10 protein-coding genes and 1 pseudogene are annotated in these 14,728 nt (G+C 61.3%); 1 reads left to right on the plus strand and 10 read right to left on the minus strand.

Going from position 1 to position 14,728, the window contains the following annotated elements; all coding sequences use genetic code 11:
• Positions 1 to 188 precede the first annotated feature (188 nt).
• The 5 genes and pseudogenes from ARC23_RS09585 to ARC23_RS20780 all read right to left on the minus strand — a co-directional run bounded on the left by ARC23_RS09585 (position 189) and on the right by ARC23_RS20780 (position 3,665).
• Entirely contained in the window at positions 189 to 776 is a 588-nt protein-coding gene (locus ARC23_RS09585; protein WP_152985241.1) for an SUKH-4 family immunity protein, read from the minus strand.
• A gap of 484 nt (positions 777 to 1,260) precedes the next feature.
• Positions 1,261 to 1,707, minus strand: coding sequence for an SMI1/KNR4 family protein (locus ARC23_RS20455; protein ID WP_080393059.1), 447 nt, complete (start codon positions 1,705 to 1,707; stop codon positions 1,261 to 1,263).
• Between the two features lie 44 nt (positions 1,708 to 1,751).
• Positions 1,752 to 2,257: pseudogene (locus tag ARC23_RS20460) on the minus strand (type IV secretion protein Rhs); the annotation flags it as partial.
• 17 nt (positions 2,258 to 2,274) lie between these two features.
• A complete protein-coding gene (locus ARC23_RS09595) occupies positions 2,275 to 2,775 on the minus strand; it encodes an SMI1/KNR4 family protein (RefSeq protein WP_152985242.1) in 501 nt (166 codons plus the stop codon).
• A 194-nt stretch (positions 2,776 to 2,969) separates the two neighbouring features.
• Entirely contained in the window at positions 2,970 to 3,665 is a 696-nt protein-coding gene (locus ARC23_RS20780) for a hypothetical protein (RefSeq protein ID WP_152985243.1), read from the minus strand.
• A gap of 352 nt (positions 3,666 to 4,017) precedes the next feature.
• Between ARC23_RS20780 and ARC23_RS09605 the strand changes: the two genes are divergently transcribed.
• Positions 4,018 to 5,126, plus strand: a protein-coding gene (locus ARC23_RS09605; protein WP_152985244.1) for an IS3 family transposase whose coding sequence is annotated in 2 segments (ribosomal slippage) — positions 4,018 to 4,270 and positions 4,270 to 5,126 — 1,110 coding nt in all. Because the reading frame shifts where the segments join, the coding sequence is not laid out codon by codon here.
• A 323-nt stretch (positions 5,127 to 5,449) separates the two neighbouring features.
• Here ARC23_RS09605 and ARC23_RS09610 read toward each other — a convergent pair.
• The 5 genes from ARC23_RS09610 to ARC23_RS09625 all read right to left on the minus strand — a co-directional run bounded on the left by ARC23_RS09610 (position 5,450) and on the right by ARC23_RS09625 (position 14,625).
• Positions 5,450 to 6,010 (minus strand): hypothetical protein, encoded by a 561-nt coding sequence (locus tag ARC23_RS09610; RefSeq protein WP_160321655.1) that lies wholly within the window; start codon positions 6,008 to 6,010, stop codon positions 5,450 to 5,452.
• A 109-nt stretch (positions 6,011 to 6,119) separates the two neighbouring features.
• On the minus strand, positions 6,120 to 10,604 hold the full coding sequence (locus ARC23_RS09615) for an RHS repeat-associated core domain-containing protein (protein ID WP_080393060.1): 4,485 nt from the start codon (positions 10,602 to 10,604) through the stop codon (positions 6,120 to 6,122).
• Between the two features lie 19 nt (positions 10,605 to 10,623).
• On the minus strand, positions 10,624 to 10,752 hold the full coding sequence (locus ARC23_RS21300; protein ID WP_006441023.1) for a hypothetical protein: 129 nt from the start codon (positions 10,750 to 10,752) through the stop codon (positions 10,624 to 10,626).
• Positions 10,749 to 12,362 (minus strand): hypothetical protein, encoded by a 1,614-nt coding sequence (locus tag ARC23_RS09620; RefSeq protein WP_057497030.1) that lies wholly within the window; start codon positions 12,360 to 12,362, stop codon positions 10,749 to 10,751. Before ARC23_RS09620 ends, ARC23_RS21300 begins: the two co-directional genes overlap by 4 nt.
• A 19-nt stretch (positions 12,363 to 12,381) precedes the next feature.
• Complete coding sequence (locus tag ARC23_RS09625; protein WP_057497031.1) at positions 12,382 to 14,625, minus strand: type VI secretion system Vgr family protein; 2,244 nt, start codon at positions 14,623 to 14,625, stop codon at positions 12,382 to 12,384.
• Positions 14,626 to 14,728: the final 103 nt, after the last annotated feature.

The following is a 14,728-nucleotide window of genomic DNA, read 5'->3' on the forward strand; positions in this document are numbered from 1 at the left end:
CTGGTGGACTGCGCGTGCGCGGCGCCGGGGTCGGCGCAGAGCAGCAGGGCCAGTGCGGATGGGCTCGCGCGGCGCCCGAGGGGCATGACGTCTCTGCAGATGCGGGTGGGACGGGTCAACGCGTGCAGGGGGGGAATGGGGTTGGATGGGGGGGGCGACTTCGGGATGCCGTCCCGCACAGCGCAGCTTCAGATCAGGCCGTCTTCGCGCTGCTCCAGCACGACGGACCACCATGAGCCATCGGCAAGTGCAGCAGGATCAAGCCTTGCCCATGCCGCCGCCATCGCCTTGATTTCATCATCGCGATTGAACCCTTGTCTTGCTGGACGCGCGTGAATCTCGTCTCGCTTGAACGCCTCAAGTCTGGCCTGCGTTACTGCCGGAGAGTAGACAACCGGCATGGAATCGCTTGATGTTGCCTGCGCTTGAAAAACCTCATACGCCTCCAGAAAGCCAAGGAAGCTCGAAAGGCGACTATTGACGAACTGATGTCCGCCGTCACCTGCCGCAATCACCTTTCCGGCCAAGGAAAGGCAGAGCAGCAGTTCCTTTCCCCATGGCTCGTGCGCCACGACCAGAAGCGCCTCGCCATAGAAATCGGCTATCTGCGGCGCTTCGAACTGCACAACGGGTACTTCACCAGGAAGTCTTGACGGCAAACCGAGCTGCAACATCAACTCACTGGACAAAGGATCAAGTCCAAAGTCGCCAAGCACCTTGGTACTCACTTCCAGCGAATCCGCATCGTAGAAGCGAGAGAACGAATTTCCAGTCACGTGTAGCCCCCAAAACCGGGCGTTCACCTTCCAATGGATTCGTGAACCGTGCACCTGACGAAGATCTCACTGTGATCTTCAGTACCGACCGCGAGGTCAGCAGATTGCGGCTGTCGTAGGTGAACTCGCGTTGCAGATGCGGGCTCAACTGCTGGCGCGTGGTGCGGCCCAGCGCTTCACGTTCCATCGAGATCGGCGACTCGTCTTTGATCCCCAGCGATACCGTCTGGTCCCGCAGGTCGCAGCCAAACGCAACGCGGTTACCGGCCGACACTCAGCTAGCCGTGCCTTGTGGGACAGCGGCCGAGGCAGGCCAAGCACTCCCCTGCATCCTCCATCAGCCGTGAAGGAACAGCGCGGCCAGGAATGACCCTGAGGCACGATATTCCAGCAATCCTTTCATCAACACGTTCAAATTCTGGAACCCAATCGAACCCCATCAAGTTCCATCATTCATTTGTGACGCGCGAAATCGCAAATCACATCAAGACTGCCGAACAATCTCCTCTAGAAAGCCCATAAAACTATCGGCAAACGGCTCATAAGATCCGTCAGACCAATCCCGCCTGACAACTGGATACTCTCCACCAATCAGCCCGTTACTGGCATCGAAATAGAATGATTCATCCGCATCCGGCAAATGAATTGAGATATACCCGCCCGGCAGGTCGCCATCACGTGAATCCAGCCTGAAATTGCAGATCAGATCACTATCGGAAATTTCACGCACATCCCGAGGCGCAAGGGTCCGAACAGGATAAGCGCCGACCCTCAGATTCCCATACTTGAGCAACCACTCCTTGTACGAATCAGGCAATGGAACCCCCAGCTCAGATTCGGCCTCCCGGATAAGGCCAGGTTCAACCTGGCGCCCAGGAAATACCTTGACTCGCGGGTGCTGCGCTACCAGCGCCTCCAGATTATCAAACATGAACACACCTCATTGTCAGCAGCCAGCAAGTATTGATTGCGCTCTCGCCTTCCAATATGACTCCCTGAAGCTATCGAACGGAAACCACCCTGAAGCTCCTCCAGAAATTGCCCCAGCAGGCCGTAGTGGCGCTTAACGGTACGCGTCGGATTGCGCAGCGCGGCAATCTGGCCCTACGTGTCGTAGACGAAATGTTCCTGCACCTGTTGCCCAGGATGGCGCGCATCGGGCAGCGTCTTGCGGGTGATGCGCCCGAGCTTGTCGGTGGTGAAGGCGATGCGCTGGCCCGGCGGATCCACGGTGGCAGTCAGTCGTCCAGCAGCATCGTAGCTGTAGCGCCGCGACTGGCAACAGTAGTCAACCTCCTCGACGATGCGTCCCCGCGCGCCGCGCACTAGCTGATAGGTTTCGCCGCGCTGGTTGATGACCGCGACCAACTGCTCTTCGGTGTCGTAGCGGCACTCCACGCTGTGGCCATCGGCCTGCACGCGCTTGCCGATCTGGCCGATGCCCAGTACTGCAGCCGCGTCTGCGCGCCAGCGGATGTCACCGGTGCGCACCCGGCAACTAGCGCCCAAAGAATAGTTCGTGGTACTGGCCATTCATCGCCGCAGTGAGAAATTCGTCGAATGTCTCGGCAAGCCTAGTAACACTTTCAAACTCGGGTTCAACGCCGTGCACAACCACCCCGGAGCTCCGGCCCAGCCCAACGAACTGATAGTCTCCATCGACCGCCATAAATATCGGCAAATACTCTGCCCAGAACTTTCGAACATCTTCGCCATCAGCATCCGTCATTGCAGCGCCAATGCCCATCTTTTCAAAATCACCCCAGGAGAATTCACTATCCGAGACACCCGCAAACTCCCCCATTGAAACAAACCACCGCGACTCATCCTCGCTCGAGAGCGACGTGAAATCCGAAAGAAACTCCAAGTAAAATCTCGGGATGTCGGCACCTCCAAAATCATCGACAATAGGCGACGATCCATCACCATCACCCCTACCAATCAAAATCCAGCCCTTTCCCACAAGAAAATTCATAAAATTCGAATACAGGATATTCACATTAACTCCTACACTGCGCCTTTATCACAGTTGATCGGCCGCGACTGCGGATTGCACCCTAGCTTGTCGGCACTGACGGCTTTGCACTGGATGTTCGCGCGCCCCGCCCCCTCCTGGCGCGCCCAGCCAAGCGCCGACTCGCCTCTAGGAGCTCAGGCTAGACATCGTCACGGGTTCGAGCAGAGTAGAACAGTTCACCGCTTGAGAAGCCCTGCATCCTCGATACGCACCAGCTCCTCCATCTTCAAATTATAATTCCTATCGCCTGGAAATGGGATTGTGAACACCCCCTCCGAGCACCCCATATTTCGGAGCCTAGAAACCAGAATTCTCCAAAAACTTTTCTTAGGGAGATCCAACTCATCCCAGCAGTCGGAATCCGACCACGCTGCAAAAACTGGAATGTGGATCTCTGGATTCCACTTCAACTTCGACAGTGGAATTCCCACAACCTCACTATCCGGAGCCGTAAGTTCGGAGAAATCGATAGCCAATTCGACGCCAGCCATCCCGGCTCTCGACCAATCCAGAATATCCTCGCCTACATCACCCTCAAAAGGGGGCGCACACCAGAGCCCAGCTGATCGTTTCCCACCTCGAATTACGACATTATCCAGAACTGCCGCAGCGGACACCATCATTGCATCAGGAGCCCTAACGTCGTCAAAAACGACAGAAGACATATGAACACCCTGGGATACCGCAAACGTGCTGTCAGTTGAACACGACACAAACTCGCAATCCTTGACCACAACAGCACCGGAAGAAGGATCCCCCGGCCCAAAAAGCAACCGATCAAACTTCTCCTTGAGGAATTTTCGACCGATCAGGGATCGCTCACCAAGACGAGACGGCCCGGCCAACGAATATAAGATACGAAAATCATCCACCACCAATACTCCAATCAACCCATTTATACGCAAAATCAGAAGGTATGGATTCGTATGTGACCACCGCATCCACCCCGGATCTTTGTCTGTGGCTAAAGATCGAGCTCCTGCTTCCTCCTGTAATCTCGTACCCAAGCCCCCCAGGACCAAAATAGTCCTGTGGCGCGTTTCCGCTTGTTGGCCTAAGAACGGATAGAACACTATCGCCTTTCGCAAGCTCGGTCACCCTTCTCTGCAATGCAGTTCCAAAGAACAGACGCATCCGCCAAGTTGACCCACCCCCAGAAAACTGGTGCAGGCTAAAGTAGAGACGTCGGCAGCATTGGGCCCCGTGACAAACGAGGATTCAGGCATGAAGAAGTCGCGTTTCACCGAGGAGCAGATTGCCTACGCGCTGAAGCAGGCGGAGCTGGGAACGGCAGTAGGCGAGATCTGCAGGAAAATGGGTATTGCCGAGGCTACCTTCTACGTATGGCGAAAGAAGTACGGTGGGCTTGGCCCTTCGGAATTGAAACGTCTAAGGCTGCTGGAAGAGGAAAACCGAAAGCTCAAGCAATTGGTTGCTGATCTCAGCCTGGACAAAGCAATGTTGCAGGAGGTGGTCACAAAAAAGCTCTGAGGCCTGCCCAGCGACGCACCTGGGTCGGCCGGCTGCAAGAGCGCTTTGGGGTCAGCATGCGGCGGGCACTGCAGATGGTGGCGATGTCGTATTCCAGCTATTCGTACAAGGGCAAGGCAAGGGACAGTCAGGCGGTACGAATGCGCATGCGTGAGATCACCTCAAGTCGGGTGCACTACGGTTGCGAGCGCGTGTTCGTGGTTCTGCGCCGAGAAGGCTGGCGTGACAACCACAAACGGGTCCATCGGATTTACAAGGAGGAAGGCCTTTCTTTAAGGCATTGCCGGCCTCGGCGCAGTAGAAGTGCACGCCGGCGTCAACCGATAAAGATAGCCGTTGCGCCCAATGCACTTTGGGGAATGGACTTCGTCAGCGACGCACTGTTTGACGGTCGCCGTTTCCGGATGCTGACCGTGGTTGATCACTTCACGCATGAGTGTCTTGCCATCGTCGTGGACCAGTCGCTACGCGGGGAGCGTGTGGCGGAGGGAATGACAAGGTTGGCAGCCCAGCGAGGATCGCCGGGCGCAATCAAGGTGGACAACGGCAGCGAGTTCGCCGGGAAGGTCATGGATCGTTGGGCTTATGAAAACAGGGTGGAGCTGGATTTTTCCCGACGCGGCACGCCGACAGACAACGCGCTTGTAGAAAGCTTCAACGGTTGCCTTCGGCCGGAGTGCCTGAATGAGCATTGGTTCTTGTCACTGGCCGACGCACGGAGCAAGATCGAAGGGTGGCGGCGCTTCTATAACGAGGAACGTCCCCACAGTGCACTAGGATGGAAAACCCCGGAGGAATTCGCCCTGAAACACGGGTCCCATGCGAAATCCAGGGTGCCGTAGAACGCCGGATTTTCCACTTTGAAATGCATCGGGAATCGGGGGTGGGTCAGTACTCACTGTACCAGTCCCGCGGCTTGCTCAATGCCGCAGTGCATCCCCGGCGAATTCATCCACCCGGTTCACCCGGGCTGCGCGGATCTGATTCAGTGACCGGCCCTCCTTGGGCACGCTGCCTGCTGCATTCATAATTCCCTATGGATCAGATCATCATCTACCGCGCCACAAACCTCAGGCTCTGCCAGTTCACGGAGCCCATTGGAGTTGACCCGGAACCCTTCCATAAAGAATAGAAGGGCCACCATTCAGCCCAATCAGCCCACTCATCAAGGCGCAGCCCGCAGCCCCTTAATCGCTCTCATTGCAGCCGACAAAGAGTAACTCTGCTGCGAATAATCATATGAACGACCACCATCGGCAGAAAGATTAAAGTAGTACCCTCGCTGATGGACATCAGGAACCTTTACACTCACAGAGAATGAGTCTCCAATTATCGAAGGATAGCGAGAAAAGAACTCTGCAACCCGCGCTCTCGCCTTCGGACCAAGTCTTGCCTCAGGATCTACCAAGGACTCAACCTCAACCTGAAACAGTTCAACTCCCGCCTGCATCAGCGCATCCATGTGCGAAGTTCTATCAAGCAGTGAAAGATCATCCTTGAGCAAGAAAAGACCGCTAGCCACCTTACCGACATCCAGCTTCGAAAGCGCATCCAATTGAGCAAAGCTCAATTCTGCCTTTTCCGGATCCACGATCGTGAACTCCAGGTAGCGGGGCTTTACCTCATCAACCAGCTCCCTGCAGAACCCAATATCTTCAACACCATCAAGCGGAAATATGGCATGAGCGCAATCAAGCATAGCGCCGAGGCGCTTGTACTCATCCACGTCCAATGCCCCCGGGGAGCATGAGCGCGCCAAAACAAATCCCGCCACATCGACAGAAACGAGCTTCTCGGCCTCACCAGTCGACTTAATCTGATTAACCTTTATCACATCAACCCCTGCATGCCTTGAATGTATTCTTCCAACTACCACTCTCCTGCCTACGCCCAAGCTCGCTGAGCGCGGCCCGTATTGCATCAGCCCCTCCTCTCTTCTCTGCGCTCCTCAACATCCTATATATCATCTTGTCATTTATCGGACTATGAATGTGTTTTCCAGCATGATAGGTTCCCGCAGATCTGGCGGCCGCTCGTCCCGGATGGCCGGCCTGTGCAACCTGAGAGCCCGCCGTACCCCATAGCCTTGCCCCATTCTCCGCAATCTCAACGTCCAATCCATTCCTAACCAGCAGATCCCTCGAAAGCACCGCATATCTACTTGGATTGTTTTGTTGGACTATATGATGGGCAGTTTGTCCAGGCAGCAATGGTCGACCGGCCGCATTCAAATTTTTGGTCAACTGGTATGTGCTCGACAGCCCGAGCGGGTCAACCCACCCCAATACATTCAACCCATACGCGTAGGGATTAACCCCTCCTGACAACCCGATAGGATCCTGACCGATGTAGCCCTCGATGTCAGGATCAAAATATCGGTGCACGTTGTAAGCAAGGCCTGTCTCGACATCCATATACTGGCCCTGATGAAGGAATGATCGAAGGGCAGGCATCTCAATTATCGGATCCCCAAGTCCATCCAAAGCTCTAAAGACAATTCCATTTGGATCGGCATGCAGGAGGACAAGGGATCGCTCGGGCCGGCCTTGCCCTGCATTTTGTGCATCACATTCTTCTTGAAGGATGGCCGCACTCTGAATGTCGTGGCGGACCGGGGGTTCCGCGGACGCATTGGCTGAAACGTGCTGCGTAACGGGCTCCCTGCTCGTCAGACTAGCGCCTGCCCCTAGCATGATCTCCCCGAGCATACCGCGACGGGCTGAAGAAGCATCGGTGGGTGCGACGGCGCCCCCGAGCGACGTGCCGACATCCAGCCTCCCAAGTGGCGCCGTTGGAATAGCGGACCGAACTTCCGGGATTCCCGCTTTCTTCTCGTCAGATGACAGCGCTTTGGCGTCCCAGCTGATTAGGGCGAGCGGAACGAAGGTATCTGGATAGAAGACAAACTCTACCGCACGATCAAACACTTCATGCAGAAGACGCCCCCATCGCCGATATTGAGTCAGACTCAAAACACTCTCGGCGGGAGAAGAGAGTACTACTGGCGACACTGAATCGGTTACGAGCTCGCCTACGATCCTGAAGTTATCCCAGAAGAACCACGTGGTCTGCGTCGGATTTCGCTTGAACACCCGCCGTCCCAACGGGTCATAGCCGTAGTACGTTGACTGCCCGTTGCGACGGCTCTCGGCCAGCCGATGATTGGCATCCCAGATCAGCGTCAGGTCATCGGGCGCATCCCCTTGCGGCGCACCCTTGCTCACCAGATCGCCCGCCCGGTTAAACACGTAGTGCACGCCCTGGTAGGTGCCCTCGCGCGTCCAGGTGGTCAGGTCGTCATCTTCGCCGCCCACCACCTTGCGCGCCTGCACCTGCTTCACCTCGGTGCGCAGCCTGTCGCCGGCCGGGTCGTTGAAGTAGCGCTCGACCCTTCCCTTCGGGTCGATGTGCTGCAGCAGGCGCCCGATCGCGTCGTAGCGGTACTCGTCCACGCCCTGTGCGCTGTCGCTGCGGCGGGTCAGGTTGCCACTGCGGTCATAGTCGTAGCGAGTCTCGAACAGCGGCGCGGCATCCTTCAGCACCGACTGCGAGGTCAGCAGGTTGCGGCTGTCATAGGTGAAGTCGCGCTGCAGATGCGGGCTCAGCTGCTCGCGTGTCGTGCGTCCCAACGCGTCGCGTTCAATCGAGATCGGCGACTCGTCATTGATCGCCACCGACACCGTCTGGTCCCGCAGGTCGTAGCCAAACGCCACCCGGTTACCCGCCGATGTCTCGCGCAGGACCTCATTTCCCACTTCATCGTAGCCATAGCCGACACGGAAGCCATCCTGCAGTTCCTCCAGCAATTGCCCCAGCGGGTCATACCGGCGCTTCACCGTACGCGCCGGATTGCGCAGCTCGACAATCTGCCCCTGCACGTCGTAGACAAAGTGTTCCTGCACCTGCTGGCCAGGTTGGCGTACGTCCGGCAGCGTCTTGCGGGTGATGCGCCCGAGCTTGTCGGTGGTGAAGGCGATGCGCTGGCCCAGCGGATCCACGGTGGAGGTCAGTCGTCCGGCCGCGTCATAGGTATAGCACCGCGACTGCCCCCAGTAGTCCACCTCCTCGACGATGCGGCCCAGCGCATCGCGTACGAGCTGATAGGTCTCGCCGCGCTGGTTGATGACCGCGATGAGCTGCTCTTCGGTGTCGTAGCGGTACTCCACGCTGTGGCCATCGGCCTGCAGGCGCTTGCCGATCTGGCCGATGCCCACGTACTGCAGCCGCGTCTGCGCGCCCACTTCATCGGTGTAGCGCACCAGTTGATCTTCGGCATCGTACTCGCAGCGCACACCGTTCCCATCGGGGCCAGCAGTGGCCAACAGGCGTCCCTTCGCGTCGTACTCGTAGCGGCTGGTCTGTCCCAGCGGATCTACCTGGCGCAGCAGGTTGCCGAGCGGATCGTGCTCGAAGCGGCTCTCATGGCCGAGCGCATCAACGACCGCTGCCACCAGCCCATGACGGTCATAGCGCAGGCGTGTGACTGCCTGCCGCGCGTTGGTCTGCGACTCCAACTGTCCCCGTGCGTCGTACTCGAAGCGTGTGGTTGCACCCAATGGATCGGTCTGGCTGACCAGCAAGCCCTGGCAGTCATACGCCTGTTGCCAATCGAAACCATCCGGCGTCCGCAGCGACACCATATGGTCGTCCAGGTCGTACTCCATCTGGATCGACGTGCCATCGGCGCGGGTCAGGCAGACCAGGTTGCCATGCGCATCATAGGCAAACGCCGTGCGCAGCCCCTCGGGATCTGTCACCGCCACGGTGCGCCCGAAATCGTCGTACTCGAACAGCGTCACGCCATCGAGCGGATCGATCTCGCACAGCGGCAGCTGGTTCTCGTCGAATTTCACCACGCTCAGGTGGCCCAGCGAGTCGGTCACCCGGGTCTCGCGCAGCAGCGCGTCGTACTCGAAGTGATAATCGTACAGGCCGCCATCGCCCCACGAATGCACCACCCTGCCCTGCGCGTCGAACGCGTAGTGGAACGACAGTCCAACACGGTCGGTGTGCCGCACCATCCGGTGCTGCTCGTAGGCGAAGGTGCGCGGCGCCCCAAGCGCATCCACCGCTGCCAGCAGGTCACCCTCGCCGCTGTAGCGATAGCTCACCAGCGGATGCACCAGGCCGGTGGCCGGGTCATGCAGCGCCATGCGGTCGATGCGGCCGTGCCGCGCCTCTACTTCGATGAAGCGGCCCTGCAGGTCACCGATGCCACTCTCGACGATGCGCACCAGATGGCCGTCGCGACGCTCGAACCGCCAGTGGTTGCCGTGCGCGTCCTCGATGCGCTCGATCGGCCAGGACTGTGGATTGGGCAGCGCGCTCACGCCCGCAGGCAGTTCACCGCCGAACACATACCGCAGCCCGCTCTTGAAGCGCACCTGCCACTGCCCGCGCCGGCGCAGCAGGCGTGCGCCATCGACGAAGTCGAGGATCGCTCCGGCCTCGCCATCGGCCGGCGGCAGCTCCGGAAAGAAGGCGACCTGGTCCGGCCCGGACAGCCAGACGCTGCCGTCGTCCAGCAGCTCCAGGCGGATGTCGGCCGGTGTCTGCCAGCCCGCACCGCATTGGCCGGGCTCGCCCGCCCTGCGCGAACCGTAGCTGCGCTGCCACGCGAATGGAAGCCGCCCGGGAATGTCGAAGTCCTGGTGGCTGACCACCACGCTGCCATCACGGATATCCACCGGCTCGGCACGCAGCACCTTGCACTTCAGGAAGCCAGAGGGCAGATGGCCCCACTTGCCGCGCCGCCAGTTGGCGAACGCGTCCATCTTCTTGCGGAAGAAGGCACTCTTGCGCAGCTTGCCCAGGCCGGCGAATGCGGCGCGGAACGCCAGCGCGGTCCATGACACCGTCGGCGGACCACCGACGGTGACGCTGGTAGGAATGGCCACGTTCAGGCCGGTCGGCAGCGACATCGCGCGCAGTGGCTTCTTCGGCTTCTTCATCCGGAACGGATTGATCATCCCGGCCAGGTTGCAGTCCAGCACTGGCATGGCCAGCCGCGAGAACGGCTCGCCATCGGCAGACACCGTGCGGCTACCCATGAAGATTTCTTCGCCGTCGAACTGCGGGCCCATCGGCGCCGCCAGTGGCGGGCCCCACACCCCCAGCGGGATGTGGATGTCCAGTCCGCCGGTCCCGGCGGTGCCGCGATGCACGCCGTTGACCTTGATGGTCGAGCCGATGAAAGGAATGTAGTCGAACGGATCCAGCACCAGGCCGATGTGCGGGGTCGGCAACGGGCACGGCGGCACCGCGTACATGTGGATGTCGATGCCCAGCTGCGGATCGAAATGCTTGGCGGCGATGCTCACGGCAACACTCCTTGTTGCTTTACAAGGCGCGGAACAACGCGCGCAGGAACGCCTTTACTTCGTCACGGTACTCGGCGCTGATCCAGGTCACGACGATGATGCCCAGCACGATGGCCACCAGCATCACCACGGTCTTGTTCGACTTCATGCAACAGCCACTCCTGTAACGGTCGGGCCAGCTGCCGCCACCGGCGCCTGCAGCAGGCCACTGGGGTCGGGCAGCGGCTGCATCGCCGGGGGCTCGCTCCACACCGGTATCTCGTGGTCGAGCGGGTGTTCGATGGCCGGCAGGCCGTTCCAGCCCGGGTCGAGGAAATCGCGGCCGACGGCCACGATCTTGCGGAAGAATTCGTCGCCGCCCTGGATCAACCGCTCGCGCTCCTGCTGGGCGCGGTGGAAACCGCGCTCCAGCGCGGCATCCAGCTCGGCGTCGATGGCATCCAGCGCCGGACGCAGGGGACGCGGGCCGAGGGCACGCCCCTGCGCGTCGGCTTTCTCCAGCAGGCCGGTGCTGGCCTGCAGGTAGTCGGCGGCGACCTGATGCAGTTGTTCGCAGCGTCGTGCGTCCTGAAGCTGCAGCAGGTCCCACAGCGCCTGCGGCAGCGTGGTGGCCTTGCGGTCGGCCGGGGCCAGCGGCTTGGCGATGCGGATCGCCTCCAGCAACTGGGTGCGCGCCGCTTCGCGCTGTCCGGCCTGCAACTGGCACCAGCCGGCCATGCGCTGGCCCTCCAGCGCGAACATCGGGTGCGGAATGCTGGCTGCCGACGCCGAGGCCTGCAGGTAGGTCTGCGCGGCGCGCTCGGGCTGTTTGGCCGCCAACCAGCAGCCAGCCTCGCCGAACCAACTCTGCATCACCAGTTCCGGCGCGGCCGGGTTGCCGCCCAGGCGTGCGCCCTCAGCCGCACTGCGGGCCTGCCGGTAGCTGTTGATCGCCTGCCCGTGATCGCCGTGCTTCAACCATGCACCGGCCACCATCATCTGCACCACCGACTGCTGGTCCTGCCAGCCCTGCCGCTGCGCCAGCCCCTGCGCGCGTTCGGCACGGGCAACGACCTGCGACGGGCTTCCGCGCTCCAGCAACAGCATCAGGTCCGCCAGCAGCTGGCGGTACAGCACTTCCGGGCCGCGGCCACCGGACTGCGCAGCGGTATCGCGGGCAATGCCGAACATGTCGATCGGCGCAGTGACGATCCGTGCGACCTTGCCGTGGCGCTCCAGCAACGGCTGCCAGCGCGGATCCTCGTCGGTATCCACCAGCACCAGGCGCAGGCGCTGGCCAGGGCCGGCGGCCAGCGCGGCGTCCACCCAGCGTTCGAATCCCTCGCCGGGCACGCAGCGCTCGGGCTCCAGCACCGCCGCCAGCAGGCGCAGGTGCTCGCCGTGGTGATCGATGAAACTCTCCAGTACCTCGACCACGCCCTGCGCGCTGTCCGGGTGCCCTTCATGCGGGCCGCGCCAGCCGAGCGGCACCTGCTGTGCGCGCAGATCCTCCTGGCTGGCCACATAGCGCTCCAGCAGATCCTGCTTGAGCTGCCGGCTGTAGCGGAAGCCGAGCTCATAGGCGGTATCGATGCGCAGGAAGTAGTCCGGCGTATCACGGCCGGCGTCGTGGCGCTGCATCTCGAAGAATGCGGCCAGCAGCCGGCTGGCCGCAGCCGGCAAGCGCCAGACCAGCAGGCGCCGGCTGCCGTCGGCGGTGGCTTCCAGCCAGGCATCGCGCAATGCATTCAGGCCGCGCAGCATGGGGGTGTCCTGCATCGTGTTTCTCCCGTGCGGCTCAGCAGTTGAGCTTGATCTCGCTGCCATTGACCGAAACACCACCGGCATCGATCACCACCTCCGAACCACCGGCGGTGATCTTGATCGCGCTGTCGGTGATCTCGATGACCGAGCCACCGACCTTGCTGGTGAGCTTGACCGCCGATTCCAGGCTCATCGCGCCGTCCGAGCCCTGGCTGTAGGTGCCGCTGGCATCCTGGCTGAAGTTGCCGGTGACATCGATCACCCGCTCGCCGACGTTGCTGTCGTCCACCTTGCCCTGCACCTTGCGCTTGTCCTGGCCGGTGATGGTGACTTCGCGGGCGGCCTGCAATGTTTCGGTGACCAGGCCACCCACGGTGCGGCTGGAGGTGGAGGTGACGGTCTCGGTCCAGGTACCGGTGCGCTGGCTGGTGTAGTTGCCGGTCAGCGTGGTCTTGAAATCGCCGGTGATGGTCTCGGTGTAGCCGGCGGCGGCAATCGTCTTGGTCTGGCCGGTCTCGTACTTCTCGGTCACCGCGCCGGTCACATTGGTGGTGCGGGTGCCGGTGACACCCAGCGTGTCGGTACCGGTGACGGTGATGCCGCGGTTGCCGCCAACACTGATGTCCTGGTTGGCACCGACGCCCATCGTGTGATTCACCGCCACGGTGGTGGACTTGTTGTTCTGGATGCTGGCGTTCTGGTCGTTGAGCACGGTGGTGACCATGTCGCGCTGCGCGCGCATGTTCAGCAGCTCGCCACCGGCACCATCGTGCATGGTGATCTCGTTCCAGCCGGCGCCCTTGACCGTTTTCGACTTCAGGCCGCTGACCTCCATGCCGAACGGCGGCATGTTGTCTTCGTTGTAGACACGGCCGGTGATGATCGGCCGGTCCGGGTCACCGTCGAGAAAGTCGACGATCACTTCCTGGCCGACGCGCGGCGGCGACACGCCGCCCATGTCGGCACCGGCCCAGGGGCTGGCGCTGCGAATCCAGCACGAGGCATTCTCGCGGCGATCCAGTTGCCGGTCCCAGTGGAACTGCACTTTCACCCGTCCATAGCGGTCGGCATGCAGCTCCTCGCCCGGCGGGCCGACCACGGTGGCGGTCTGCGGGCCCGGCATGCGCGGCCAGGGCGTGCGCCGCAGTGGGCGGTACGGAATGCGTCGGCGCAGCACTTCGGCCTGCACCTCCACGCTGGGGGCTTCGGCGCTGCCGAAATCGGCGGCGAAGTTGTTGTGGCCTTCGCGTTGCACGCTGACCACGAAGAAGCTGCGATCGGCATCGTCGCGGCCGATGAAATCGGGGTGCCGCTCCAGCTCGAAGCAGGCACCTGCATCGAGCTCACCGGCATTGCCGGCGCATTCGAACAGCTTGGTCGGCCAGGTCACCTCTTCATTGCGCACATTGGCCAGCGCGGTACCGATGCGGCTGTTGGTAAAGCGCGCCGCGCCATCGTAGCGGTACTGCTCCAGCGGTGGCAGCAGGCCCAGTGGCACCTGGTTGCCCTGGTTGCCATCCAGCGCCTGGCTGGGCTGCTTGAAATCGAAGCTGCGCAGGGTCTGCACGCTCGGCCCGACCCGGCGGCGTGCGCCCCAGCGGTGCAGCCCGGTGCTGGCCAACGTGCCCTGGTCGGAGACAAAGGCAATCGGGCGTGGCTCGCCATGCACGGTGCTCAGCGTGGAATCATCGCTGATCACCATCGTGTGGCCTTCTTCGTCGTGCACGAAGCTGTAGTACAGCCCGGCGTCCTCCAGCAGGCGGCTGACGAAGGCGAAGTCCGATTCGTTGTACTGCACGCAGTACGGCAGCGGCGCGAGCTTTCCGGCATTGAGGTCGTAACGGAACCTGGCCAGCTGCGCGTAGCCGGCGAACACCTCTTCGACGATCTGCAGCGTGGTGCGGTCCTGGAAGATGCGGCAGTTGCAGGTGTAGTCCAGGAAGGCGAACCACGGCGCCAGCTCGGCGCGGTAGGCGCTGAACTGTGCCTGCTGGCCGGTGCTGGCGAACTCGCGCACGTAGCCATGCACGCTGCGGTTGCCGAACTCGTCGCCCAGCTGCAGCCGCAGCGGTTGCCCGACCAGCTGCTTCAGTTCCAGCCGTGGCTGGATCGAGAGCAGGTCGATGCGGTAGGTGAACGGGTTGGACACCGCCTCGCTTCCCTCGAAGCGCTTGACCAGGAAGGTATCCGGGTCCAGGGCGGTTTCGACGCGGATCAGGCGTCGGTCCTGGTGCAGGCGCTGCAGCGCGGCGCCAGGAAGCAGTGATTCGGCGTACATCGGGCGTTCCGTCGTCCCATGTTGGTCGTGGCCCGACTTTGCCATTGACCTGTGACATGCGCCAGCATTTTGACGCACCTGCCTCTGGATAAAGAGATGAATT

It is taken from the genome of Stenotrophomonas beteli, from assembly GCF_001431665.1.
GTDB lineage: Bacteria > Pseudomonadota > Gammaproteobacteria > Xanthomonadales > Xanthomonadaceae > Stenotrophomonas > Stenotrophomonas beteli.